The sequence below is a fragment of the Noviherbaspirillum agri genome (assembly GCF_054780595.1).
On the sequence record NZ_BAAGWA010000001.1, the window covers coordinates 87,813 to 112,372 of the forward strand.

Annotated in this window: 25 protein-coding genes; 22 read left to right on the plus strand and 3 right to left on the minus strand. The window is 60.7% G+C overall.

The genetic code is table 11. The annotated features are described in order from the left end of the window. Positions 1-14: 14 nt before the first annotated feature. The 16 genes from ACYVIA_RS00420 (at position 15) to motD (ending at position 17,785) form a co-directional block, all read left to right on the plus strand. Positions 15-527, plus strand: coding sequence for a chemotaxis protein CheW (locus tag ACYVIA_RS00420; RefSeq protein WP_460836830.1), 513 nt, complete (start codon positions 15-17; stop codon positions 525-527). A gap of 129 nt (positions 528-656) precedes the next feature. Continuing rightward, positions 657-2,375: a methyl-accepting chemotaxis protein gene (locus ACYVIA_RS00425; protein ID WP_460837616.1), complete on the plus strand. Its 1,719-nt coding sequence runs from the start codon at positions 657-659 to the stop codon at positions 2,373-2,375. Between the two features lie 651 nt (positions 2,376-3,026). Then, a complete protein-coding gene (locus ACYVIA_RS00430; protein ID WP_460836832.1) occupies positions 3,027-4,598 on the plus strand; it encodes a methyl-accepting chemotaxis protein in 1,572 nt (523 codons plus the stop codon). A 39-nt stretch (positions 4,599-4,637) separates the two neighbouring features. Then, entirely contained in the window at positions 4,638-5,525 is an 888-nt protein-coding gene (locus tag ACYVIA_RS00435; protein WP_460836834.1) for a CheR family methyltransferase, read from the plus strand. A gap of 3 nt (positions 5,526-5,528) precedes the next feature. Continuing rightward, positions 5,529-6,137, plus strand: coding sequence for a chemoreceptor glutamine deamidase CheD (gene cheD / locus ACYVIA_RS00440; protein WP_460836836.1), 609 nt, complete (start codon positions 5,529-5,531; stop codon positions 6,135-6,137). 102 nt (positions 6,138-6,239) lie between these two features. Continuing rightward, positions 6,240-7,316, plus strand: a complete 1,077-nt coding sequence (locus ACYVIA_RS00445) for a protein-glutamate methylesterase/protein-glutamine glutaminase (RefSeq protein WP_460836838.1) — start codon at positions 6,240-6,242, stop codon at positions 7,314-7,316. Between the two features lie 204 nt (positions 7,317-7,520). Then, positions 7,521-7,919, plus strand: a complete 399-nt coding sequence (gene cheY, locus ACYVIA_RS00450; RefSeq protein WP_460836839.1) for a chemotaxis response regulator CheY — start codon at positions 7,521-7,523, stop codon at positions 7,917-7,919. Position 7,920: 1 nt separating this feature from the next. Further along, complete coding sequence (gene cheZ, locus ACYVIA_RS00455; RefSeq protein ID WP_460836841.1) at positions 7,921-8,586, plus strand: protein phosphatase CheZ; 666 nt, start codon at positions 7,921-7,923, stop codon at positions 8,584-8,586. 21 nt (positions 8,587-8,607) lie between these two features. Further along, positions 8,608-9,822: an EAL and HDOD domain-containing protein gene (locus tag ACYVIA_RS00460; RefSeq protein WP_460836843.1), complete on the plus strand. Its 1,215-nt coding sequence runs from the start codon at positions 8,608-8,610 to the stop codon at positions 9,820-9,822. 186 nt (positions 9,823-10,008) lie between these two features. Further along, positions 10,009-11,208, plus strand: coding sequence for a flagellar biosynthesis protein FlhB (gene flhB, locus ACYVIA_RS00465; protein WP_460836844.1), 1,200 nt, complete (start codon positions 10,009-10,011; stop codon positions 11,206-11,208). Further along, complete coding sequence (gene flhA / locus ACYVIA_RS00470) at positions 11,208-13,295, plus strand: flagellar biosynthesis protein FlhA (protein ID WP_460836846.1); 2,088 nt, start codon at positions 11,208-11,210, stop codon at positions 13,293-13,295. Before flhB ends, flhA begins: the two co-directional genes overlap by 1 nt. Continuing rightward, a complete protein-coding gene (gene flhF, locus ACYVIA_RS00475) occupies positions 13,292-14,590 on the plus strand; it encodes a flagellar biosynthesis protein FlhF (protein WP_460836847.1) in 1,299 nt (432 codons plus the stop codon). Before flhA ends, flhF begins: the two co-directional genes overlap by 4 nt. Further along, positions 14,583-15,389 (plus strand): MinD/ParA family ATP-binding protein, encoded by an 807-nt coding sequence (locus ACYVIA_RS00480; RefSeq protein ID WP_460836849.1) that lies wholly within the window; start codon positions 14,583-14,585, stop codon positions 15,387-15,389. The genes flhF and ACYVIA_RS00480 overlap by 8 nt, the downstream gene beginning before the upstream one ends. A gap of 71 nt (positions 15,390-15,460) precedes the next feature. Continuing rightward, positions 15,461-16,192 carry an RNA polymerase sigma factor FliA gene (locus tag ACYVIA_RS00485; protein WP_460836852.1) on the plus strand — a complete coding sequence of 244 codons (732 nt, stop codon included), beginning with the start codon at positions 15,461-15,463 and terminating at the stop codon, positions 16,190-16,192. Further along, positions 16,174-16,914, plus strand: coding sequence for a flagellar motor protein (locus ACYVIA_RS00490; RefSeq protein ID WP_460836853.1), 741 nt, complete (start codon positions 16,174-16,176; stop codon positions 16,912-16,914). Before ACYVIA_RS00485 ends, ACYVIA_RS00490 begins: the two co-directional genes overlap by 19 nt. Positions 16,915-16,951: 37 nt before the next feature. After that, positions 16,952-17,785, plus strand: a complete 834-nt coding sequence (gene motD / locus ACYVIA_RS00495; RefSeq protein ID WP_460836855.1) for a flagellar motor protein MotD — start codon at positions 16,952-16,954, stop codon at positions 17,783-17,785. Between the two features lie 132 nt (positions 17,786-17,917). Here motD and ACYVIA_RS00500 read toward each other — a convergent pair whose 3' ends face one another. The 3 genes from ACYVIA_RS00500 to flgA form a co-directional block, all read right to left on the minus strand. Continuing rightward, a complete protein-coding gene (locus ACYVIA_RS00500) occupies positions 17,918-18,394 on the minus strand; it encodes a flagella synthesis protein FlgN (RefSeq protein WP_460836857.1) in 477 nt (158 codons plus the stop codon). A gap of 5 nt (positions 18,395-18,399) precedes the next feature. After that, entirely contained in the window at positions 18,400-18,705 is a 306-nt protein-coding gene (gene flgM / locus ACYVIA_RS00505) for a flagellar biosynthesis anti-sigma factor FlgM (RefSeq protein ID WP_460836858.1), read from the minus strand. A 125-nt stretch (positions 18,706-18,830) separates the two neighbouring features. Further along, on the minus strand, positions 18,831-19,535 hold the full coding sequence (gene flgA / locus ACYVIA_RS00510; protein ID WP_460836859.1) for a flagellar basal body P-ring formation chaperone FlgA: 705 nt from the start codon (positions 19,533-19,535) through the stop codon (positions 18,831-18,833). 187 nt (positions 19,536-19,722) lie between these two features. On the opposite strand from flgA, the gene flgB reads away from it, so the two are divergent. The 6 genes from flgB (at position 19,723) to flgG (ending at position 24,532) form a co-directional block, all read left to right on the plus strand. Then, the gene (flgB, locus tag ACYVIA_RS00515; RefSeq protein WP_460836861.1) at positions 19,723-20,142 is read left to right on the plus strand and encodes a flagellar basal body rod protein FlgB; all 420 of its coding nucleotides are present in this window, start codon (positions 19,723-19,725) and stop codon (positions 20,140-20,142) included. 2 nt (positions 20,143-20,144) lie between these two features. Next, a complete protein-coding gene (gene flgC / locus ACYVIA_RS00520; RefSeq protein WP_460836864.1) occupies positions 20,145-20,549 on the plus strand; it encodes a flagellar basal body rod protein FlgC in 405 nt (134 codons plus the stop codon). A 14-nt stretch (positions 20,550-20,563) separates the two neighbouring features. Then, a complete protein-coding gene (gene flgD / locus ACYVIA_RS00525) occupies positions 20,564-21,241 on the plus strand; it encodes a flagellar hook assembly protein FlgD (RefSeq protein ID WP_460836866.1) in 678 nt (225 codons plus the stop codon). Positions 21,242-21,267: 26 nt separating this feature from the next. After that, positions 21,268-22,890: a flagellar hook protein FlgE gene (locus ACYVIA_RS00530; protein ID WP_460836867.1), complete on the plus strand. Its 1,623-nt coding sequence runs from the start codon at positions 21,268-21,270 to the stop codon at positions 22,888-22,890. A gap of 46 nt (positions 22,891-22,936) precedes the next feature. Beyond that, positions 22,937-23,680, plus strand: a complete 744-nt coding sequence (flgF, locus tag ACYVIA_RS00535) for a flagellar basal-body rod protein FlgF (RefSeq protein WP_460836871.1) — start codon at positions 22,937-22,939, stop codon at positions 23,678-23,680. A 69-nt stretch (positions 23,681-23,749) separates the two neighbouring features. Further along, entirely contained in the window at positions 23,750-24,532 is a 783-nt protein-coding gene (gene flgG, locus ACYVIA_RS00540) for a flagellar basal-body rod protein FlgG (RefSeq protein WP_460836873.1), read from the plus strand. Positions 24,533-24,560 lie beyond the last annotated feature (28 nt).

Here is a 24,560-nt window from a genome sequence, read left to right on the forward strand (position 1 = left end):
GAAGGACAAACGCCATGACACAAACAGCACAAATCAACGCCGCCATCACCGGTGAGAAATCCGATCGTGATATCGCCGGCAAGGAATTCCTCGCCTTTACGCTGGGCAGGGAAGAATACGGCATCGACATCCTGAAAGTGCAGGAAATCCGCGGCTACGAGACGGTCACGCGCATCGCCAATGCGCCGGACTTCATCAAGGGCGTCGTCAACCTGCGCGGCATCATCGTGCCGATTGTGGACATGCGCATCAAGTTCCAGCTGGGCGAGCCGACCTATGACCAGTTCACGGTTGTGATCATCCTGAACGTGGCCGGGCGTGTCGTCGGCATGGTCGTCGACAGCGTGTCGGACGTAACCACGCTGACCCCGGAACAGATCAAACCCGCGCCGGAAATGGGCACTGCACTGAATACCGATTACCTCATCGGCCTGGGCACGATTGACCAGCGCATGCTGATCCTTGTGGATATCGACAAGCTGATGTCCAGTGCGGAGATGGGTTTGATCGACAAGATCGCGGCATAAGAAGAGAAGTCGATTTACGCGGCACGTGGTTGAAGGAAAGGAAGCACAAGAAGAAGCACTTGCATGAATGATGAAGACACCGGCGGCAACGTACCAGCCGGGCTTCATACCAACGGGAGGGTAGGGACAATGTTCAAGAACTTGACGATCAAGTCGCGTCTGGTCTTCGTAATCAGCTTTCTGTCGTTGCTGTTGATCGGAAGCGGGGTCATCACGATATCCAGCCTCAGCAACGCAAACGATTCTCTGAAGTCGATCTACGAGGAGCGCCTGCTGCCGATCGAGCGGCTGAATGTGATCCTTCAGCTGATGGCAGAGAACCGGATGGTGGTCGCGGAATCGATGAATGGCGACCCTTCGGTCGTCAACAAGCGGATGGAGGAAGTCGACGGCCGCGCTGCGGAAATTACCCGCATCTGGAACGAGTTCATGGCCATGCCGCATACGCCGGAGGAGAAGGCGATTGCGGAGAAAGCCGTCGAGAGCCGCAACAAGTACGTCGCTGAAGGCCTGAAGCCGACCGTGGAGGCGCTGCGCTCGGCGAACGTGCAGATGGCGATGGAGCTCATGCAAGGGCCGATGAGCCAGCACTATGCGGTGTTCCAGGGACATTTCAATGCCCTCATCAAGATCCAGGCCGACATCGCGAAAAACGGGTACGAGAAGACGCAGGAGCTTTACGTCACTGTCCGCAATCTCTCCATCGTGGCCATTGCCGGCGGCGTGCTGCTGGCGGCACTGATCGGCATGTGGCTGATCCGTGCCATTTCCAGGCCGCTGGAGAAAGCTGTCCGCTTTGCGCGCAGCGTTGCCGAAGGCGACTTGACCAGCAACATCGAGGTTAGGTCCAAAGACGAGACCGGCCAGCTGCTTTCTGCACTGAAGCTCATGAACGAAAGCCTTGCCAATACCGTAGGGCAGGTGAGGGCCGGTACCGAGACGATCACTGTCGCTTCCCGGGAAATCGCCTCGGGTAATGCCGACCTGTCATCCCGCACCGAAGCGCAGGCGAGCTCGCTGGAAGAAACCGCATCCTCGATGGAGGAGCTGACCTCGACGGTGAAGCAGAACGCCGAAAACGCGCGCCAGGCAAACCAGCTGGTGGTGTCGGCATCCGACGTCGCACTGCGCGGTGGCGAGGTGGTCGGACAGGTGGTCGACACGATGGGATCTATCAAGGAAAGCTCGCGCAAGATTGTCGACATCATCGGCGTCATCGACGGCATCGCGTTCCAGACCAATATCCTCGCGCTGAATGCCGCAGTCGAAGCGGCACGTGCCGGAGAACAGGGGCGCGGCTTTGCGGTGGTGGCGGCCGAAGTGCGCAACCTGGCCCAGCGTTCGGCAGCGGCGGCCAAGGAAATCAAGGCGCTGATCCACGATTCGGTCGAGAAGGTCGATGTAGGCAGCAAGCTGGTGGATCAGGCGGGCAAGACGATGAATGAGATCGTCACCTCGGTCAAGCATGTGGCCGACATCATGAGCGAGATCTCGGCGGCCAGCCAGGAGCAGAGCGCCGGCATCGAGCAGGTCAACCAGGCGATTACCCAGATGGACGACATCACGCAGCAGAACGCTGCGCTGGTCGAACAGGCAGCAGCTGCCGCGCAAAGCATGCAGAACCAGGCGGCGGCGCTGGCGAATGCCGTTGCCGTATTCAGGCTGAGGGCGGCGAGCGGTATCGCCGTGTCTGCCGTCAAGGCCCCGGTCACGCCGCGCACAGAGGCAGCGAAACCGATTTCAGCCGGCCGGCAGCGCGTCATGCCGGTTGCCGCCTCGTTATCGGGGCCCGTGGCCGAAAGGACAAAACCGGCACATGGTGGACACGACGATTGGGACGAGTTTTAAGGCTACGCTGCACAGGTGCCGCGATGGCGCGCGTGAACTTGTTCAGCGTAGCCTTAACGGTTTTGTATCGAAGTGATGGCTTGACTTACATCAAGTTTATGCAAGCCTGTCGGATTCAATTCACAAATTCATTCTGAGATGGCTTGAGTTATTGCTTGCGGGTAAGATAATTGGAGGTTTTAGTTAGTGGCGGAGCTCGGATAAAGGAACACATCTGAGCGGGACAGGAAAGCGCGAGTTTGGAGAGGGATCTATGAACCGTCAGGACGCGCGTCGCAGCAAAGGCGTGCGGTCAAACTCACGCAAGCTTGTTGGCATCCTCAGCGGTGCCAATGAGAGCGCCATCGCTTTCCCCAACCTCCTGAGAACGCCTGACAGCATGCCGATCGCGAGACGCGCCGATGCAGACGACACGCTGCGTAAGGCAAGCAGGCGCCGAACCGCCTTGCAGATGGCCGTCTCTTGCGAATCCAGCGAGGCCGGCTGCCCACGCCGGCGAGAGCGCAAAACAGGAATCTGTCTGAAGTTGTGCCGGTACCGTGCCGATAACGGTAAGACACCTCGCACCGCAGCAGCGCAAGTCATGCAGCAAAGCGTGCAGCACATCGCAGTTGCTGCACGTGATGAGGTATCTCGACACCGGAGAGGCGTATGACGGCAATCAAGCGGAAAACAGGTCGATTCATTGCATTGGCGATCATGGCTGCTGCTGCCGGCACGCTGGCGGCGGCCGTGGTCGGCTGGGCAATAGACGCCACGCTGGCAATCATGCCGGCTGCCATTGCTGCTGTCGTGGCTGCCGCGATCGCACTAGCCACCAGCCGCAATGCGGATGCGGGCAGCAAGAAGATCATGGCCCAGATCGAGGGCGAGGTCGACCACATCATGATCGGCGCAGCGGAGACTTCCTACTTCGTCGACTCCATCAAGAAGAAGGTCGATCGCGACCTGCATACGACCGAGCAGATTGCTGAAAAGGCAAGGCACACTGCGCAGGCCACCGAGAAGATGGCTGCCAATGCGGAGCGGGCGTCGACCGTGGCAGCCGACGTGCGCAGCGAAAGCGTTGCCGGCCGCGCCGAGGTGGATCAGGGGCTGCGGCAGATCAGCAACGCACGCCAGGATGCGCAGGCGGCTTCCGCAATGATGAGCAAGCTGCAGGAGCGCTCGCGCCGCATCCATGTCATTACCGAAGTCATCAACGAGATCGCAGCGCGCACCAATCTGCTGGCATTGAATGCGGCGATCGAGGCCGCCCGCGCTGGCGAGCATGGGCGCGGCTTCGCGGTTGTTGCGGGCGAAGTGAGACAGCTTGCGCAACGCACCAAGTCCGCTACGGACGATATTGGCGCCATGGTGCGCGAGATCAATGAGGAAGCCGAGCGCGCGGCTGCCGGCATGGCGGCGCTCACCGACAAGGTGATGGAAGCGGCACAAAACGTCGAGCGGGTGCACAGCTATCTGGGCAACATCGAGCAATCGTCAGGTGTTTCCGAGAACGAGATCCAGCAGATCGCAACGGCGTCGCGCCAGCACGTCGAGACGTCGCAACGCATTGCTGCAGCGATTCTGCGGATCCGGGATGGCATGCTGGTGACGGAGGACGAGTTGCCGCGGGCGGCTTCGTCGGCCATGGCGCTGTCCGAGCGCGGAGAGCGCCTGTTCGAAGCGCTGGCGGAATCGGGTGCAAGCACGTCGCACGACGCAATCCGTTCGCTGGCGGAGCAGAGCGCGCGGGAAGTGGGCAAGGCGTTCGAGCAAGCCATCGCGAGCGGCCAGATCAGCGAAGCTGCACTGTTCGACCGCAACTACACGCCGATCCCGAATACCAACCCGCAAAAACACACGACAGCGTTCGATGGTTTTTGCGACCGTGTGCTGCCGGACATCCAGGAGCCGATCCTTGGGTCCATGCCGCAGCTCGCTTATGCGGGGGCAGTCGACAACAACGGCTACTTCCCGACCCATAACAAGAAGTTCTCCCGTCCGCTGACCGGGGACTACGAGACCGACCTCGTCAACAACCGCACGAAGCGGATCTTCAATGACCGTACCGGTGCGCGCTGCGGCTCGAACACCAAACCGTTCCTGCTGCAGACATACAAGCGCGACACCGGCGAAGTGATGCACGACCTGTCGGTCCCGATCTATGTGAATGGCCGGCATTGGGGTGGCTTCCGGATCGGCTACAAGTCCAGTGCGCGGGCTGCAACGGTCAGATGATTATCAGATTCGATTCGTAACAAGAAAGAAGTTTCAGTGGTGAATTCAGTACGACAGAACAAGAGTGACACGACGAAGGAATTCGAGTTCACGTCTCGCGACTTCGAAAGAGTGCGTGCGTTGATTCACCAGCGGGCGGGGATCGCGCTCGCGGAGAGCAAGCAGGAAATGGTGTACAGCCGTCTCGCCCGCCGCTTGCGGGCCACCGGCATCCGCTCATTCCAGTCATACCTGGATGCGCTGGAAAGCCGGCATGACAATGCGGAGTGGGAGTCGTTCACCAATGCGCTGACCACCAACCTGACGTCCTTCTTCCGTGAGGCGCACCACTTCCCGATCCTCGCGGACCATGTGCGGGGCAGGAAGGAGCCCGTTACCGTGTGGTGCTCCGCAAGCTCGACCGGTGAGGAACCGTACTCCATCGCAATGACGCTGTGCGAGACACTTGGGCCGCTCGCATCGCAGTCTCATGTGATTGCGACAGACATCGATACCAATGTGCTGGCCACGGGAGCGAATGGCATTTATCCGATCGATCGCCTGGAGAGAATGTCGCCCGAACGCGCCAAGCGATTTTTCCTGAAAGGGAAGGGCGCACAGGAAGGACTGGTCAGGGTGCGCCCGGAGCTGCGCCAGATGGTGACGTTCAAGCAACTGAACTTGCTGTCCAACGACTGGCCGATCTCCGGCCCGTTCGATGCCATCTTCTGCCGCAATGTCATGATCTATTTTGACAAACCGACGCAGGGTAAAATCCTGTCTCGCTTTGCGCCACTCATGAAGCCGGACGCGCTGCTGTTTGCAGGCCATTCAGAGAATTTCCTCTACGTCTCGAATGCATTCAAGCTCAGGGGAAAGACAGTCTACGAATTGAGTCCGGGTCATGCCGTGGCGCCGCGTGCCGATGCACGAAAGACCGAGATTTAACTTATGAGCTACGGAATCGAAGAGCATTTTGCAACCAATGTCTATTACGACAGGACGTTCGATTGCGACGCCGCCAAGATACTTCCTGGCGAGTATTACTTCACTTGCAAGGACATGATGATCGTGACGGTGCTCGGCTCATGCGTGTCGGCCTGTATCCGCGATCGTGTTTCCGGTATCGGCGGCATGAACCATTTCATGCTGCCCGACAGCGGCGATGCCGACAGTCCGGTGTCGGCGTCCATGCGCTACGGCACCTATGCAATGGAAGTGCTGATCAACGATCTGCTCAAGGCCGGTGCACGGCGCGAAAACCTGGAGGCCAAGGTGTTCGGCGGCGGCAACGTGCTGCGCGGCTTCATTGCCATCAATGTCGGCGAGCGCAACGCCCAGTTCGTCCGCGACTATCTGCGCGCGGAGAACATCCGTGTGGTGGCGGAAGACCTGAACGATATCTATCCGCGCAAGGTGTATTTCTTTCCGCGCAGCGGCAAGGTGCTGGTCAAGAAGCTGCGCCAGCTGAACAACAATACGCTGGTGAACCGCGAGCAGGATTACGCCAGCAGGTTGCAGGCGTCGCCGGTGGCCGGAGATGTCGAACTGTTCACGTGACGTGGCGTCGACACGAAACCGTCCGCAAGCGGAAATGCCCCCGATGTGGGTATGGAAGAATGAATACGGGCAGGATGTAATCAGTAATGGGATGCATGTGTAATGAAAACAAAAGTATTGATTGTTGACGATTCGGCCCTGATCCGCAGCGTGATGAGCGAGATCATCCGGCAGCAACCGGACATGGAAGTCGTCGGTGTGGCGCCGGATCCGATCGTGGCGCGCGAGCTGATCAAGCAGACCAATCCCGACGTGCTGACTCTCGACGTCGAAATGCCGCGCATGGACGGGCTCGACTTCCTCGAGAAGCTGATGCGCCTGCGCCCGATGCCGGTCGTGATGGTGTCGTCGCTGACGGAGCGCGGCTCGGAAATCACCTTGCGTGCACTGGAACTCGGCGCGGTTGACTTTGTGACCAAACCGAAGATTTCCATCCAGACTGGCATGCTCGAGTATGCCGAACTGATCACCGAGAAGATCCGCGCCGCGGCAAAGGCGCGCATCAGGCCGCGCACGATCCCGCATCCCGATGCCGTAAAGACAACGGCAGAGGGTTTGCCGCTGATTCGCAATCCGCTCACCAGTAGCGAAAAGCTCATCATCATCGGCGCTTCCACCGGCGGTACCGAAGCCATCAAGGATTTCCTGGTGCAGATGCCGTCGGACTGCCCCGGCATCCTGATCACGCAGCACATGCCGGAAGGCTTCACGCGGTCCTTCGCTAAACGCCTCGACAGCCTGTGCAAGATCACAGTGAAGGAAGCGGAGGGGGGCGAGCGCGTGCTGCCGGGACATGCGTTCATTGCGCCGGGTCATTCACACCTGCAGCTTGCGCGCAGCGGTGCCAACTATGTCACCCAGCTGGATCAGGGGCCGCCGGTGAACCGGCATCGTCCCTCGGTGGATGTGTTGTTCGAATCGGCCGCGCGTTGCGCCGGCAAGAACGCAGTCGGCGTGATCCTGACCGGCATGGGCAAGGACGGCGCCGCCGGCATGCTGGCAATGAAGAATGCCGGTGCGTATAACTTTGCGCAGGATGAGGCGTCGTGCGTCGTGTTCGGCATGCCGCGCGAGGCGATTGCAGTAGGCGCAACACATGAAGTGGGCGCGCTGAATGCATTGCCCGGCATGGTGCTGGGATATCTCGCAGCAAACAGTAGCAGAGCGTTGCGCGTATAGCCTGCGGCGTGGCGCACAGATACGCCATGCCGCATTGTCAGAACATTCACACTGTTCGGAATGCCGCCGCTTTTCGTTGTAACACCCACGGCGCAAGGACGCTTTGAGTACATAATTGGAAGCGGAAGCGATTATACTTAGAGCGCCATTCGCGTTTGCGCGAATGGATGTCGATAATGGTTTGCAGAATCAATGGAGTAATTCATGGCGGGTCCAAATACAAAATTCCTGGTGGTTGACGATTTCTCGACAATGCGTCGTATCGTCCGCAATCTGCTGAAGGAATTGGGCTACACGAATGTCGATGAAGCGGAAGACGGTGCCATGGCGCTTTCCAAACTCCGGAGCGAACAGTTCGATTTCGTTATCTCCGACTGGAACATGCCGGTGATGGACGGTCTGACAATGCTTCAGACAATTCGTGCCGATCCGGCCCTATCCAAGCTCCCGGTCCTGATGGTGACCGCTGAAGCAAAGAAGGAAAACATCATCGCCGCAGCACAGGCCGGCGCAAGCGGTTATGTGGTGAAGCCATTTACTGCGGCAACCCTCGACGAAAAACTGTCCAAGATCTTCGAGAAGCTCGAAAAGACAGGTGCCTGACGTGAGCCAGTCGCTGCAGACGGCGGCGCGCGCCGATGCAAATGCGCCGGAAGGATCGTTCGCACAGGAAGAAATGCTGGCGCGTGTCGGTCAGATGACACGCATGCTGCACGACAGCTTGCGCGGACTCGGATTTGACCAGCTCATTGCGAAGGCGGCCAACGATATTCCCGATGCGCGCGACCGCCTGGAATACGTGGCAAGGATGACGGAACAGGCGGCGCAGCGCGTGCTGACCGCCACGGAAACCGCCACCCCGTTGCAGGAAGAGATCGAGTCTGGTGCAAGCGATATCGCGCAGGGATGGCAATCCGTTCTCCAGGGATCCTTCTCCGAGCAGCACTACCGGCAGATGGCCGAGCGCACGCTGGTCTATCTCGAGCAGACGGGCGGCAGCGCAAACCTGACCAAGCAACACCTGCTGAACATCATGATGGCCCAGGATTTCCAGGATCTCACCGGCCAGGTGATCAAGAAGGTGACCGAGCTGGCCCATGGCCTCGAACAGCAGCTGGTGCAGTTGTTGCTCGACTACGCGCCGTCCGAGATGCGGCGCGAGGCGCCATCCGGCTTGTTGAACGGACCGCAAATCAATCCGGCAGGGAATGTCGACGTTGTCGCCAATCAGGGACAGGTGGATGACCTGCTTGAAAGCCTCGGCTTTTGACGGCCTTATAGATTACAACTCATGCAAGAAGAGAATTTCATTGTCCGTGAACCGCTGGTCAACGCACAGGAGAGGGTGCTTGGCTATGAGCTGTCCTGGCAAAAGAATGCGCTGATCGGATCTGCGCCAACGGAAGACGATGTTGTCGATCTGATCAGTTTCGTCTCGCAACAGCTTGTTGCCGAGGATGCGCCGGCGCTGCTTGGTGACCAGGTCATCTTCCTGGAAGTGACACCCGCGTCCCTTACGCATGACGCCCTGGCGGCGCTGCCGGCGAAGGGAACCGTGTTTGCATTGCGCGAGCCCGATCTGTCCGACGCTGATACGGTCGAGGTGATTCGTGCTGCCCGCGCAAGAGGCTATGGCATTTCGCTGCGTGGCATCAACCTCGCGACACTGGATCGCGGCATGCTGCAGCATGTGACGCATATCGAGGTGCCGATCAACGCGCAGGATTTCGCGACCCAGGTGCAGTTGTTCCGCAGCCTGAACCAGTCTTCCGTGCACATGATCGCGCGCAATGTCGAAAACTGGCAGGCCTATGATGTGTGTGCGCAGCTCGGCCTGTATTCCTTTGTCGGCAACCTGCACCTGACGCCGCGCCCGGGCAACCGTTCGCATGACCTCAACCCCGCGCAGGCCATGATCCTGCAGTTGATGGACATGGTGCGCAAGAATGCAGACGTGCGACAGCTCGAAAGCGTGCTCAAGCGCGATGCGGCGCTGTCCTACAAGCTGCTGCGCTACATTAATTCGGCCGGCTTCGGCCTCGGCTGCGAGATCCAGTCGCTCAAGCATGCAGTGACGATGCTTGGCTATTCCCCGCTGTACCGCTGGCTTGCGCTGCTGCTTGCCACATCGACCACCAGCGGCTACTCGCCGGTGCTGATGCAGACAGCGGTCATTCGCGGACGATTTGCCGAGCTTCTTGGCAATACTTTCCTGCCGAAGAACGAGGCAGAAAATCTGTTTGTTGCCGGCATGTTCTCGCTGCTGGACAAGCTGCTCGGCGTGCCGATGGAAGACGTGCTGGAGAAGATCCAGTTGTCCGAGTCGGTAACCCAGGCGCTCCTGTCGCGTGAAGGTATCTACGGCCCGTTCCTGGCACTGGCAGAAGCGTGCGAACTGAACTCGCCCGACATCGAGTCGATGGCGACATCGCTGTGCATCGGTGCGAACCAGGTGAACGAAGCGCAAATGTCTGCGCTTGCCTGGGCGCAGGCACTGAAGCTGTAGTTCCTGCAGTTCCACACTACGCCCGTCCCTACCACACCGCACTTCCCCCGCTTCGCACTTCTGAATAGCGGGGGGTTTCCTCACTTATTCACGGGATAGTCATTCTGTTATTTCGCGAATAATCCTTCCTATTAGCCCCCAAAGCGTCATCCGGAGCGCAGTGTGGCGGCGACATAGGAGTCGGCAATGGCCGAAGGCAGTGATCTCGAAAAAACAGAACCAGCGTCACCCAAGAGGCTGGAGCAAGCGCGCGAGGAGGGCGACATTCCCCGCTCGCGGGAGCTTGCCACCTGTACGATCCTGCTTGCCGCCGGCCTCGGCCTCTGGTTCACCGGCGAGGGACTTATCCGTCGCCTCAATCACATGCTCGCCTCGGGCCTTTCGCTCGAACGCGATCAGATCTTTGATTTCAATCTCCTGCTGATGCGTCTCGCGCCTACCTTGGGGGACGTGCTGATCGGCCTTGCGCCGCTGGCTGCAATCCTGATCCTGGTCGCGATTGGCTCGCCGATGCTGATCGGCGGCTGGCTGTTCAGCACCAAGGCACTCACGCCGAACTTCGCACGCCTGAATCCGCTGAGCGGCCTGGGCAACATGTTCTCCATGCGCTCCCTGGTAGAACTCATCAAGGCCATTGGCAAGTCGATCCTGGTCGGCTCGATTGCATGGATGGTCATTTCCAGTGACATCGAGGCGATGCTCGGCCTGAGCGCCGAGCCGCTGCAGGCGGGCGGTGCGCATCTCGGCAGGCTGCTGCTGACCGGCTTCATTGCCATCGTCTGCGGCCTCGTGGTCATCGCGATGATCGATGTGCCCTACCAGTTATGGCATTACGCCAACAAGCTGAAGATGTCGCGCGAGGAGCTGCGCCAGGAATCCAAGGAAAGCGACGGCGACCCGCAGATCAAGGCGCGCATCCGCCAGATGCAGCGGGAAATGGCACGCCGCCGCATGATGTCCGAGGTGCCGACCGCTGACGTCGTGGTGACCAACCCGACGCACTATGCGGTCGCGCTGAAGTACACCGAGGGCAAGATGCGTGCGCCGACCGTGGTCGCCAAGGGCACCGACGAAGTCGCTGCCAAGATCCGCGAGCTCGCCGCCGAACACAATGTGGCCTTGCTGGAAGCGCCGCCGCTGGCGCGTGCGCTGTACCGTCACACCGAGCTGGGTGATGAGATTCCGTCTGCGCTGTACACCGCGGTTGCCGAAGTGCTTGCCTACGTATTCCAGTTGCGTGCCTACGGCAAGCATGGCGGGATGCGCCCCGTTGTTCCCGCAGACCTCGACGTGCCGCCGGAAATGGATCCCTTGAACGCTGCTGCGCAAGCGAACGATGCCAACAACGCAAACAGCGCAAACAACGCGAACACTAGGTTGATGTAATGAACAGTCTGACTTTGCCATCCTGGCTATCCGGACAATCCACCAAGGCGCTGGCGGCGCCGATCCTCATCATCATGATGCTGGCAATGATGGTGTTGCCGCTGCCGGCATTTGTGCTCGATCTCTTCTTCAGCTTCAACATCGCGCTGTCCATCATTGTGCTGTTGACCAGCCTGTATACGGTCAAGCCGCTGGACTTCATGGCATTCCCGATCGTGCTGCTGGTGTCGACGATGCTGCGCCTGTCGCTCAACGTTGCGTCCACCCGCGTGGTGCTGACCGAGGGACATAGCGGGCCTGACGCGGCCGGCAAGGTGATCGAGGCGTTCGGCCACTTCCTCATCGGCGGCAACTACGCTGTCGGTATCGTGGTGTTTGTCATCCTTACCATCATCAACTTCGTCGTGGTGACCAAGGGTGCCGGCCGTATCGCCGAAGTCGGTGCGCGTTTCGCCCTCGATGCGATGCCCGGCAAGCAGATGGCGATCGACGCCGACCTGAATGCCGGCATGATCGGCGAACAGGAAGCCCGCCGCCGCCGTACCGAAGTGGCGCAGGAAGCCGAGTTCTACGGCGCGATGGACGGTGCAAGCAAATACGTGCGCGGCGATGCCATCGCCGGCATTCTTGTCACCATCATCAACGTCTTCGGCGGCCTGATCGTCGGCATGGTGCAGCATGAAATGGCCTTCGATGCCGCGATGAAGAACTACACGCTGCTGGCCATCGGCGACGGCCTCGTTGCACAGATTCCTTCCCTGATCATTTCCACTGCGGCCGGCGTCGTCGTGTCGCGCGTGGCCAGCGAGCATGACATCGGCGGACAGCTGATCAATCAGCTGTTTGCCAAACCTGAAGTGCTCTACATCACCGGCGGTATCATCGGCGGCATGGGCCTGATCCCGGGCATGCCGCATATCGCCTTCCTGCTGCTGGGCGGCGCCCTGTGCGGCGGCGGCTACATGCTCAAGAAGCGAGCCCGCATTGCGCAGCAAGCGCCGGCACCGGAGCCGGAGCTGGCAATGGCAGCGCCGGAAGTGGAAGAAGCCACCTGGCAGGATATCGTCCCGGTGGACACGCTCGGGCTCGAAGTCGGCTATCGCCTGATCCCGCTGGTGGACAAGGGGCAGAACGGCGAATTGCTGCGCCGGATCAAGGGCATCCGCAAGAAGTTTGCGCAGGAAGTGGGTTTCCTGTCGCCGCCCGTGCACATCCGCGACAACCTCGAACTGAAACCCGCCGCCTACCGCATCACGCTCAAGGGCGTCGAAGTCGGTTTCGGCGAAGCCTATGTCGGCCAGTTCCTCGCCATCAATCCGGGCATGGTGAGCGGCAACCTGCCCGGCACGGTCACCACCGATCCGGCCTTCGGCCTGCCGGCAACCTGGATCGATGCCGGCCTGCGCGACCAGGCGCAAGCGATGGGCTATACCGTCGTCGATGCCGGTACCGTGATTGCCACGCACCTGAATCACCTGATCACGACACATGCAGCAGAATTGCTCGGCCGCCAGGAAGTGCAGCAGCTTCTCGACCATCTCGGCAAGGAATCGCCGAAGCTGGTGGAAGACCTTGTGCCGAAACTGCTGCCGTTGTCGACGCTGCAGAAGGTCTTGCAGAACCTGCTGGCCGAAGGTGTCCACATCCGCGACATGCGCACCATCATCGAGACGCTCTCCGAGTACGCGCCGCAGCAGCAGGATCCGAACGAACTCACCGCACTCGTCCGCATAGCACTCGGCCGTGCCATCGTGCAGCAGATTTTCCCGTCAGCCAACGAGCTGTCGGTGATTACCCTCGACAGCCGCCTCGAGCGCATCCTGATGCAGGCGCTGCAGGCGAGCGGTCCGGATGGTGCCGGCATCGAGCCCGGCCTTGCCGACACGATTGCATTGCAAGCTGAACAGGCAACGCGCAAGCAGGAGCAACTCGGTGTAACGCCGGTGCTCCTGGTGCCGGGGCCGCTGCGTACCTTGCTCGCACGCTTCCTGCGTCGCACGCTGCCGCAATTGAAGGTGCTGTCGCACGCAGAACTTCCCGATTCCAAAACGATTAGAGTTACCAGCCTAGTTGGAGGCCAAGCATGAACGTAAGAAAATTCACTGCAAACACGTCGCGTGAGGCGTGGCGCCTGGTGCGCGAAGCGCTCGGACCCGATGCGGTGATCCTTTCCAACAGAACCATCAACGGTATGGTCGAGATCCTCGCCCTTGCGCCCGAGGACATGTCGGCACTGGCCGAACCGGTGATCGAAAAGCCGGTTCGCTCCGAATCGACGCTGGCAGCGCTCGGCGCGAGGCGCGCACCGGAACCGGACCAGGTATCCAGCCTGCCGGCGGCGCACGCCGCCGTTCGTGCTCCCGCGGCGCCGATTGAGCAGCCGATCGAGCAACCGAAAGAGCAGGCGGCCGCGGAGCTGAAAGTCGTGATGTCCGAACTGCGCTCCATGCGTGGCATGCTGGAGTCGCAACTGGCCGAGATTGCATGGAGCACGCAGCAGAAGCGCGAACCTGCAAAGGCGGCCGTCATGCGCGAACTCCTGTCGGCCGGTTTTTCCGCCAGCCTTGCACGCTACCTGACGCAGAACCTGCCCAAGAGCGAGAAGCCCGAAGCCGGCATGGCCTGGGTCAAGTCCGTCCTCGCCCGTAACCTGAACGTGATCAGCAACGAGAACGAGATCCTGGAGCAGGGCGGCGTCTACGCGCTGGTCGGCCCGACCGGCGTTGGCAAGACAACCACCACGGCGAAGCTTGCAGCGCGCTGCGTGATGCGGCACGGCGCCGGCAAGCTCGCGCTGATCACCACCGATGGCTATCGTATCGGCGGCTATGAGCAGCTGCGCATCTACGGCAAGATCCTCGGCGTCATGGTGCATTCGGTGAAGGACGAAACCGACCTGCGCATTGCGCTCGATGAACTGAAGAACAAGCATACCGTGCTGATTGACACTGTCGGCATGGGTCAGCGCGACAAGATGGTTGCGGAACAGATCGCGATGCTGTCGGGCAGCGGCAGCAAGGTCAAGCGCCTGCTGTGCATGTCCGCCACATCCACCGGCGAGACCCTCAACGAAGTGGTGCGCTCCTACATGGGCGGCGGGCTCGCCGGCTGCATCATGACCAAGCTGGACGAGGCGGCGACGGTGGGCAATGTGCTCGACGTCGTGATTCGCCAGAAGCTGCGCATGTTCTATGTCGCCAATGGCCAGCGCGTGCCGGAAGACCTGCATGTGCCGAACCAGCATTACCTGATCGACCGCGCCTTCAAACTCAAGCGTGAAACCGCGCCGTTCCAGTATCAGGACGAGGAGCTGCCGCTGGTAATCGGCAATACCGCGCATGCAATGAATGACAAGAAACTGCGTGAGGTGGCACTTGGCTAGTTTTGACTTCGACCAGGCCGAAGGCCTGCGCCGCATGCTCGCCGGCCCCAAGCCGCGCGTGATTACTTTCCTGTCGGCCGCATCCGGCGAAGAGAAGAATGCCATGCTGGTCAACCTCGGCGCATCCATGGCGCAGGGCGGCCGTGACGTGCTCTTGCTGGATGCATGCCTCGCGTCGGAAGGCGTATCCACGCGCATGAATGTGTCGCGCGGCTCGACGCTGCTGCAGGTCGCGCGTCGCGAGCGCTCGCTGGATGACGTGATGGTGTCGATGCCGCAGGGCTTCTCCATCGCCGCGCTCAAGCGCAATGCGCAGCGCCTCGACATGACTGGTGAACAGGCCCGCGGATTGCACGATGCATTCGATGTGCTGGCCACCCGCGCCGACATCGTTGTGGTTGATGCGGAGCTGGACAAGGATGACGGCTTCCCGATCTCGTCGCTCGCCGACGGTGACATTGTGGTGCAGGTCTCCAACAGCCCGACGTCGATCAAGGAAGCCTACGCGATCATCAAGCGCCTGAACGGCAAGCTGGGACGCCGTCCGTTCAACCTGCTGGTCACGGGCGCGTCGGAGAAAGAAGCCAGGGTCGTGTACCAGAACATGGCGCAGGTGGCCAACCGCTACCTCGCAGTGCGGATCAATTCCGTGGGCTCCGTGCCTGCGGACGAACATACGAAGCGTGCGATGCACCTCGGGCGTGCCGTGGTCGATGCTTTCCCGCTGGCCGGTGCGTCGGTCGCGTTCCGGCAACTCGCGGAGCGCTTCGTCGTCGCCGAGGCTGCCGTGGCCGGATAGCATGGCCGGCCCGCATTACGTGGATTTTCTGCGCAGGAGGCCGATACCGGCTTCCGGGAATTCTTTCGAATATGTATACCGTTAGCGGAAAATCAGACAAAAACCTGCTGCTGGAAGAACATGCGCCGCTGGTGAAGAAGCTGGCGCACCAGATGAAAGCCAAGCTGCCGCCGAGCGTGGAGGTGGACGACCTGATCCAGGCCGGCATGATCGGCTTGCTGGATGCAGTCAGCCGCTACGAGGAAAACCACGGCGCGCAGTTCGAGACCTATGCGGTGCAGCGCATCCGCGGCGCGATGCTCGACGAATTGCGCGGAAGCGACTGGCTGCCGCGCAGCGTGCGCCAGAACATGCGCAAGATCGAGGTGGCGATGAACGCGGTGCAGCAGCGCCTCGGTCGTCCACCGAAGGAAGCGGAGATCGCGAAGGAACTGAAACTCTCGCTGACGGAATACCAGCAGATGCTCGATGAAGGCGCCGGCCACCAGCTGGTGTATTACGAGGATTTCCACGAGAAGGACGAAAACGACCATTTCCTCGACCGCTACTGCGTCGATCTGGTCAGCGACCCGCTGCAGGCATTGATGAACGGCGGTTTCCGCCAGGCGGTGATCGAGGCGATCGAGGCCTTGCCGGAGCGGGAGAAGATCCTGATGGGTCTGTACTACGAGCAGGAAATGAACCTGAAAGAGATCGGCGCCGTGATGGGCGTCTCCGAATCACGCGTGTGCCAGCTGCATAGTCAGGCGATTGCACGCATGCGCGCAAGACTGAGGGAGCAACTATGGACTGGGCTAGCCTAGCCGGGCTGGCGCTGGCGCTGGCTGGCGTCGTCGTCGGGCAGGCGCTGGAGGGCGGGCACATCAGCTCGCTGGTGCAGCCGGCGGCGTTTGTCATTGTCGTCGTCGGCACGCTGGGCGCGGTGCTGCTGCAAAGCGGCGCGGCAAACTTCACGCGCGGATTGATCATGCTGCGCGACGTCTTCCTGCCGCCGGCGGACAAGGGGCTGACACTGTCGCAGGACATCACCCTCTGGAGCTCCACTGCGCGGCGCGAAGGCTTGCTGAGCCTGGAACGCCACATGGAACAGGTACAGGAAGAATTTACGGCCAAGGGATTGCGGCTGGTCGTCGACGGCATCGACCCCTACAAGATCCGCGAAATTCTCGAGGTGGATATCACCACCTATGAGCGTCGCGAGCGGCAGGCGCTGAAGATCTGGGAGGCGGCCGGCGGCTATGCGCCCACGGTCGGGATTCTTGGTGCGGTGCTCGGGCTGATCCATGTGATGGAGAATTTGTCCGACCCGGCAAAACTCGGCGGCGGTATCGCTGTCGCGTTCGTTGCGACCGTATATGGCGTCGGCCTCGCCAACCTTGTCTTCCTGCCGATTTCCAACAAGCTGAAGGCGGTCGTTGCCGACGAAGTGCGCCGGCGCGAGATGCTGACCGATATTTTCTGCAGCATCGCCAACGGCGACAACGCGCGCGTGATCCAGGAGCGCATGCTGGCATACAAGCCGTAGGCTGCAACAGCGCGACGCTCTCACCCGAACCGCATCCATGGCCCGAAAACGCTACGAGGAAGAAGAAGACAACCATGAGCGGTGGCTGGTGTCCTATGCCGACTTCATCACGCTGCTGTTCGCCTTTTTCGTCGTCATGTATGCGCTGTCCTCCATCAACGAGGGCAAATACCGCGTCCTGTCCAATGCACTGATGAATGCCTTTGGCAAGGCACCGGTCGCGCCGATCCGTTTGGAGGCGCCGCCCGTCGTACCGCCGTTGGCACAAGTGCCGCGGATTACGCCTGCCGCGCAGCGCAACGCGGAAGCATTGCGCCGTGAGAAGGACAGGCTCACGCGCGTGGCGCGCGATATCCTGGCCGTGATGGCGCCGCTGGTGGAGCAGGGCAAGGTTCGTGTGACCCAGACCAGCCGCGGCGTGAATGTCGAAATCAATGCCAGCGTGCTGTTTGCACCTGGCAATGCCAGCCTGTCCGAACAGAGTACCCAGGTGTTGACCGCAGTGGCCCAGGTGCTGAAGGACGACGACCACGAGATCCAGGTCGAAGGCCACACCGACAGCGTACCGATACGCAATGTGCTTTTTCCGTCCAACTGGGAATTATCGGCAGTGCGCGCCTCGACCGTGGTCCGCCTGTTTATCGATAATGGCGTCTCGGAAAGCCGCCTGACCGCCGTAGGACATGGCCCGACGCAGCCCGTGGACACGAACGAGACAGCCGAAGGGCGGCTGCGCAATCGCCGGGTCTCGGTGATGATCCTTTCCAGCCTGCCGGAAGTGACAACAGAAGTGCCGGTCGGCCCATTGCCGGCGCTGCCGGCGGTTCCGCCTGTGCTGCCGGTCGAAGTGGCGGCTGACGGGAAAAGTTAAGACTTCTACTTGTTGGCCGCGTCCGGGCGCCCCCTCGGGAGAAGACGGAATACTGCGGCGCGCATTCATCCAGCGGCACGCAGTCATAAAAAAACCGGCCATCGGCCGGTTTTCCATGGAAATCTCGATTATCTAACCGACAACCAGCCGGCGGCTACTCGACTGCGCGGTGGACTGGCCGTTCGGGCCGTACATCGTGCCGCTGTCCGGGGCGCCTTGCAGCACGTTCAGTGCAGCCTGGTTGCGCGCCATATGCTGGCCGATCAGCAGGCCGTTGGTGCGGTTCAGTTCCTTTGCCTGCCGGGCCACATCCAGCAGGTCTTTCCAACTCTTTTCTGTCGCCGGGGAGGAGGTACGGCTGTTCAGCCATGCCTGCATGCCGGATTCTCCGCCCTCGAACCCGCTGGCGCCGAGTGCACGGTGGCGCTGCTGCGCCAGTTCCGTCATGTGCGCGACGACTTTTGCCTTTTCTTCGGTAAGCCTGTTCAGCGCTTCGAGATCGGCGTTGATCAGATGTTCCTGTTCCTGCTGGAGCAATTGCAGCAGGACATTGCCTGCCTTGAGCTCTTCGCCGAGGCTGTCCGCCGGGGCGTTACCGAAGTTTTGCATTACTGTTAAGCCTTGCGTGTATGAATCAGGTCATTGACCGTATCGAGCAGGCCGTTGGCGACTTTTTCAGGGTCGACATGGAAGCGGCCTTCTGCGATCGCAGCCTTGATTTCTTCCACTTTCTTCGCATCGAACACGCTGTTGCCGCCCATTTGGGTCAGCGACTGTAATTTCGACGACAGGTGGACATTGTCGGATCCGGCCGGAGCCTTCTCGACGGTAGTGGCCTTTTCGGCACTCTTGCCGGGGCGGGTCGGCGTGGCGCCAACGTTCAGGCCTGCGGCTTTTTTCAGGGAGTCATCGATTTTCACGGCATTTTCCTTCTCGGATAGCGGCTGGCGCCGGTCTTTTACCTCTTGTCATAGTTCTTATCGACGCAATTCTCACAAACTTTAGCAGCAAGTCCCGAAAACAAGAAAAATTAGTGGGGCGTGTACTAATACGTCACGTCGATGATCCCGCCGGCCCGGGCCACGCCGCTCACGACCTGGCCGGAAGCCGTCCTTGCCTGTGCCACCTGGCCTTCGGCTGCATTGTTCAGCGCCCGTGCTTCTGCCGAGACGGTAAATCCCGGGCCGGTCGATGTCACGCGCACCGTCTGTCCCTGTTGCACCGCCTGTACGCTGCGCAGCGCATCGTTGCGCAACGGCGTCCCTGCCGGCAGCGAAATGGACATTGTCCTGCCGACCGCCTGCGACGTATCGGTAATGATCCCTACCGGCAATGTTGTCAGATCGCCCTTGATTTTCGCGAGATCGTTCGGCCCGACCATCTGCCCTTGGGCAAGCGGAGCCGCCGTGACAAGGTAGTCCGCGACCACCTGCACCGTGGCTGCGACATAAATCGTCCAGGGAGAGGGGGCCGTGCAACGCACGCCGACCGTAGTCTTGCCCCACAACCGACTTCCGTTTGGCAGAAAAGGTTCCGGAGCCGGGCAGGCAGGGAGGCTGGTCCGCGCATCGATCTGGCCGACCTTCAGGTTGACCTCGCCGGGCAGGCCGGCGGTCTGCACCTTCAGGAATTGCTGCACGGCGTAGCGCAGCACTGCCGGATCCTGCCGGGGCGTCTGTGCTGTCTGCGCGATGGTGGCAGAACCCAGCGTGCACAGTGCGGCAAACAGCAGGTGGCGGGAAATCTTCATGGGCGGCAGCGGGATTAATTGCAGGCTCCATGTTAATGGCCGTCGTGTAAATCAAAAGGATAAACAGGGGATAGTTTTATGGTCTTCTCTTCCGATAGGCGTGACTTTTGCCTCCGTATGATCGAGCCTACATTAATCCCTCATCGGTCCGCCTTTGGCCAGGAACCGGTGAATCCCGGAGAGAGTCATGATCGGAAAACTTGACGAAGCGTTACGTTTCCAGCAGACGGCGCTGCGCTTGCGCGCGGAGCGCCAGCAGACGCTCGCGTCGAACATCGCCAATGCGGACACGCCGAATTACAAGGCGCGCGATGTCGACTTCAACAGTGCGCTGAAGCAGGCGATGGGTGCGGGTGCACCGAGTCACACGCCGATGGTCAAGACCTCTGCCGCACATCTCGGCGGTGTCGCTGGCAACGCAGGCACTACTGCCAGCGGCGCGCCGCTGCTGTACCGCACGACCGCGCAAGGCAACGTCGACGGCAATACCGTGGACATGGATGTGGAGCGCAACCAGTTCACCGACAACGCGCTGCGCTATGAGGCAGGCGTCACGTTCATCAACGGGCAGATCAAGAAGCTGCTGACGGCAATCCAGGGGCAATAATCATGTCGCTATTTAATATCTTCAATGTCGCCGGATCGGCAATGAGCGCGCAGGGCCAGCGTCTGAACACGGTGGCGAGCAACATCGCCAATGCCGACAGCGCGACCAGTTCGACCGGCGAAACCTACCGCGCCAAGCACGTCGTGTTTGCCGCCGTGCCGACGCCGAATGCAGCCGCCAGCGGCGTACGCGTGCAGCAGGTGGTGGAGGATGTGTCGCCGCCCAAAATGGTGTACGACCCCAAGCATCCGCAGGCTGACGAGAGTGGCTATGTTGCGATGCCGAACGTGAACGTGGTCGAGGAAATGGTCAACATGATTTCCGCCTCGCGCTCCTACCAGACCAACGTCGAAACCATGAATGCGGCAAAGACCATGCTGCTCAAGACACTGACCATCGGCCAGTAAGCGGGAGGAATTGAATGACAACAGTACAAACCAACGGCGTCTCCGCGGATCTTCTGGCGACGATGAATAACACCGCCGCCAAGAAGGTCGGCGATGCCAGCGTGGACGATGTGCAGAACCGCTTCATGACGCTGCTGGTCACGCAGATGCGCAACCAGGATCCGCTGAATCCGCTGGACAACGCGCAGGTGACCAGCCAGCTGGCCCAGTTGTCCACGGTGACCGGCATCAACAAGCTCAACGCCACGCTCGAAATGCTGCAAGGCAGCTATCAATCCAGTCAGACGCTGCAGGCCGCAAGCATGATCGGACGCGGCGTGCTGGTGCCGGGAACCGATATGCACCTGACGGAAAGCAAGGCGATTTTCGGCATCGATGTGAGCGAGGCGGCCGACAGCGTGCAAGTCACCATTCGCAATGCCGCTGGCGTGGCGGTGCGCACTATCGATCTCGGTGCACAGGAAACGGGCACGATACCGCTTGGCTGGGACGGCAAGATGGATGATGGCAAGACCGCACCGGACGGCAAGTACAAATTTGAAGTGAATGCAGTACGTGGCGACAAGAAATTGGAGCTTGCGCCGCTGTCGTTTGGCGAAGTCGCCAGCGTCACAACTGGCACCCAGGGCATCCAGATGAATGTGCCTGGTGTGGGCACCGTCAAACTGGCCGATATCCGGCAGATTCTTTAAGTATTCGACAAGGCAAGGGGAAGAACATGAGTTTTCAACAAGGACTGAGCGGCCTGAACGCGGCTTCCAAAAGCCTGGAGACGATCGGCAATAACGTCGCCAACGCGAATACCGTCGGCTTCAAGGGATCGCAGGCGCAATTCGCGGATGTCTACGCCAACTCGCTGATGGGCGGCGGCGCCTCGCAAATCGGTATCGGTACCAAGGTTGCCGACGTCATGCAGCAGTTCACACAGGGCAACATCACCGCCTCCGCCAATCCGCTGGATGTGGCGATCAACGGCGGCGGCTTTTTCCGCATGAGCAGCAACGGCACCGTTACCTACGGGCGCAACGGCCAGTTCCAGCTGGACGGCCAGGGATTTATCGTCAACTCCAGCGGTGCGCGCCTGACCGGCTACACCGCCAACCTGCGCGGCGTGCTGTCCACCGGCGCACCGGCAGAACTGCGGATCAATACCGCTGACATCGCACCGCGTGCCACCGAAAACGTCACGGCCCGGATCAACCTCGATTCGCGCATGGAAAAGCCGGTGACAGGACTGTTCGATGTCGATGATCCGACCAGCTACAACAGCGCGACTTCGGTGACCGTGTTTGACACGCTGGGCAATCCGCACATCCTGCAAACCTACTACGTCAAGACTGACATAACACCGCCGGCGACTGGCGGCGCATGGACCGTGTATGCAGCCGCGGATGGTCAGCAGATCGGTTATACGGCGCCAGTCGCGCCGACAACGCCGCCGACCGGAAACTTCACGCTGGGCGTGCCGGCCATCGGCGACATTCCGGCCGGGACCTTCTCGATCAATGGTGTGAGCATCGGTGCTATCACCGCCGGGGCAACCGCCATCGTGCAGGGCCAGAACATTGCCAATGCCATTAACGCGGCAGCCATTACCGGGGTGACGGCATCGCATGATCCTGCAACGGGCGCAGTGACCATCAACAATACGGGCACCACGACGGTCACGCTGAACGGCGCGGCCGCGACTGCAGCGACCGCCGCAACGAACAAGACAAATTTCCAGAACCTGACCGGTTTTTCGGCTGCCCAAGTAGGCACGCAAGCCGTCAGCACGCCGATCGGCACGCTGCGTTTCCGTAGCGCCGATGGCACGATCGATCCGACTACGACGGTACCCGCGCCGCCGATGCCGTTTGTTGCCAGCATTCCGATCGCTCCTAGCGTCGGCGCGCAGGATCCCCTGACTGTGGACATCGATTTCGCTGGTACCACGCAGCGTGGCGCAGCCTTCAGCGTCAATATCGAGCAGGATGGCTACACCTCCGGCCGCTTGTCCGGCTTCAACATCGAGTCCAACGGCATCATCACCGGCCGCTATACCAACGGCAAGTCCGCAACGCTGGGGCAGGTGGTACTGGCCAACTTTACCAATCCCAATGGCCTGCAGCCGCTGGGCAATAACGTCTGGGCCGAGACTTCCGAGTCCGGCTCTGCACAGGTCGGTGCTCCGGGTTCCGGCAACATGGGCGTGCTGCAATCGCAGGCGGTCGAGGATTCCAACGTCGACCTGACTGCAGAGCTCGTCAACATGATCACCGCGCAGCGCGTCTACCAGGCCAATGCGCAGACCATCAAGACGCAGGACCAGGTGCTGCAGACGCTGGTCAACCTCCGGTAATCAATGAATGGGTGCAGGCTGCCATGCCTGCACCGGGGAGAACTGAATGGATCGCCTTATCTACACCGCCATGACCGGCGCAAAGCACATCCTGGAAAGGCAGGCCACGACGTCGCACAACCTGGCCAATGCCAACACGACCGGATTCCGCGCGCAGCTCGATTCCTTCCGCGCCGTTCCCGTGCAGGGTGCAATGCTGCCTACGCGTGCCTTCGTGGTGGATTCGACGGTCGGCTCCGATTTTGCGCCGGGCGCCATCCAGCAGACCGGACGCGATCTTGACGTCGCGGTGCAGGGCAGCGGCTGGATTGCAGTGCAGCGCCCGGATGGCACGGAAGGTTATACCCGCAATGGCAGCCTGGAACTGAGCGAAAACGGCATCCTGCAGACGCAAAGCGGCATGCAGGTGATGGGTGACGGCGGCCCGATTGCGATTCCGCCCGACGTTACGATTGCGGTGGCCAAGGACGGCACCGTCAGCGCCATCGGCACCGGTTTCAAGCCCGGCGTCGCGACAACGCTGGGCCGGATTAAGCTGGTCAACCCACCGGAGGAAAACCTGGTGCGCGGCGATGACGGACTGTTCCGCCTGAAGGATGGCGGCGAAGCCGATGCCGACGCCAACGTGACGCTGATCGGCGGCGCCCTCGAAGGCAGCAATGTCAATGTGGTCGAGGCGATGGTGGACATGATCGGCCTGGCGCGGCAGTTCGAGATGCAGATGAACATGCTCAAGAATGCGGAAAGCAACGAGGCGAAAGCCGCGCAGCTTCTGTCTTTGACGGGCTGATAGCAGGCAGAAAATTCAGTTAATGATGTGGAAGTTATACCCCTATAAATCAGGTTTGATGGAGTAAGCATGATTCGTTCACTATGGATTTCCAAGACCGGTCTTGATGCGCAGCAGACGCAGATGGACGTCATCTCCAACAACCTGGCCAACGTCAGCACATCCGGCTTCAAGCGTTCGCGCGCGGTGTTCGAGGATTTGCTGTACCAGACCTTGCGCCAGCCCGGCGCGCAGTCATCGCAGCAGACGCAATTGCCGTCCGGCCTGCAGATCGGCACCGGCGTACGCCCGGTGGCCACCGAGCGCATTTTCACGCAGGGCAACCTGCAGCAGACCGGCAACGACAAGGATGTCGCGATCCAGGGCGACGGCTTTTTCCAGATCATGATGCCGGATGGGACCACCGCGTATACGCGCGACGGATCCTTCCAGATCGACAGTCAGGGGCAGCTGGTGACTTCCAGCGGCTTTCCGGTGCAGCCAGCGATTACCATCCCGGCCAATGCGAGCAATCTCACCATCGCGCGCGACGGCACCGTCACCGTGAGCCAGCCGGGCACGACTGCGCCGGTGCAGCTCGGTGCCTTGCAGCTTGTCACGTTCATCAATCCGGCCGGCCTGGAAGCCAAGGGCGAGAACCTGTACGTCGAAACCGCTGCATCGGGCACACCGAATACCAATGCGCCGGGTACCAACGGCGCCGGCCTGCTGGCGCAGCGCTATGTGGAAACCTCCAACGTCAACGTGGTCGAGGAACTGGTGAACATGATCCAGACCCAGCGCGCTTACGAAATCAACAGCAAGGCGATTTCGACCTCCGACCAGATGCTGCAGAGACTGTCGCAACTGTAATGACGTGCAAGGGAATGGGGAGCTGATG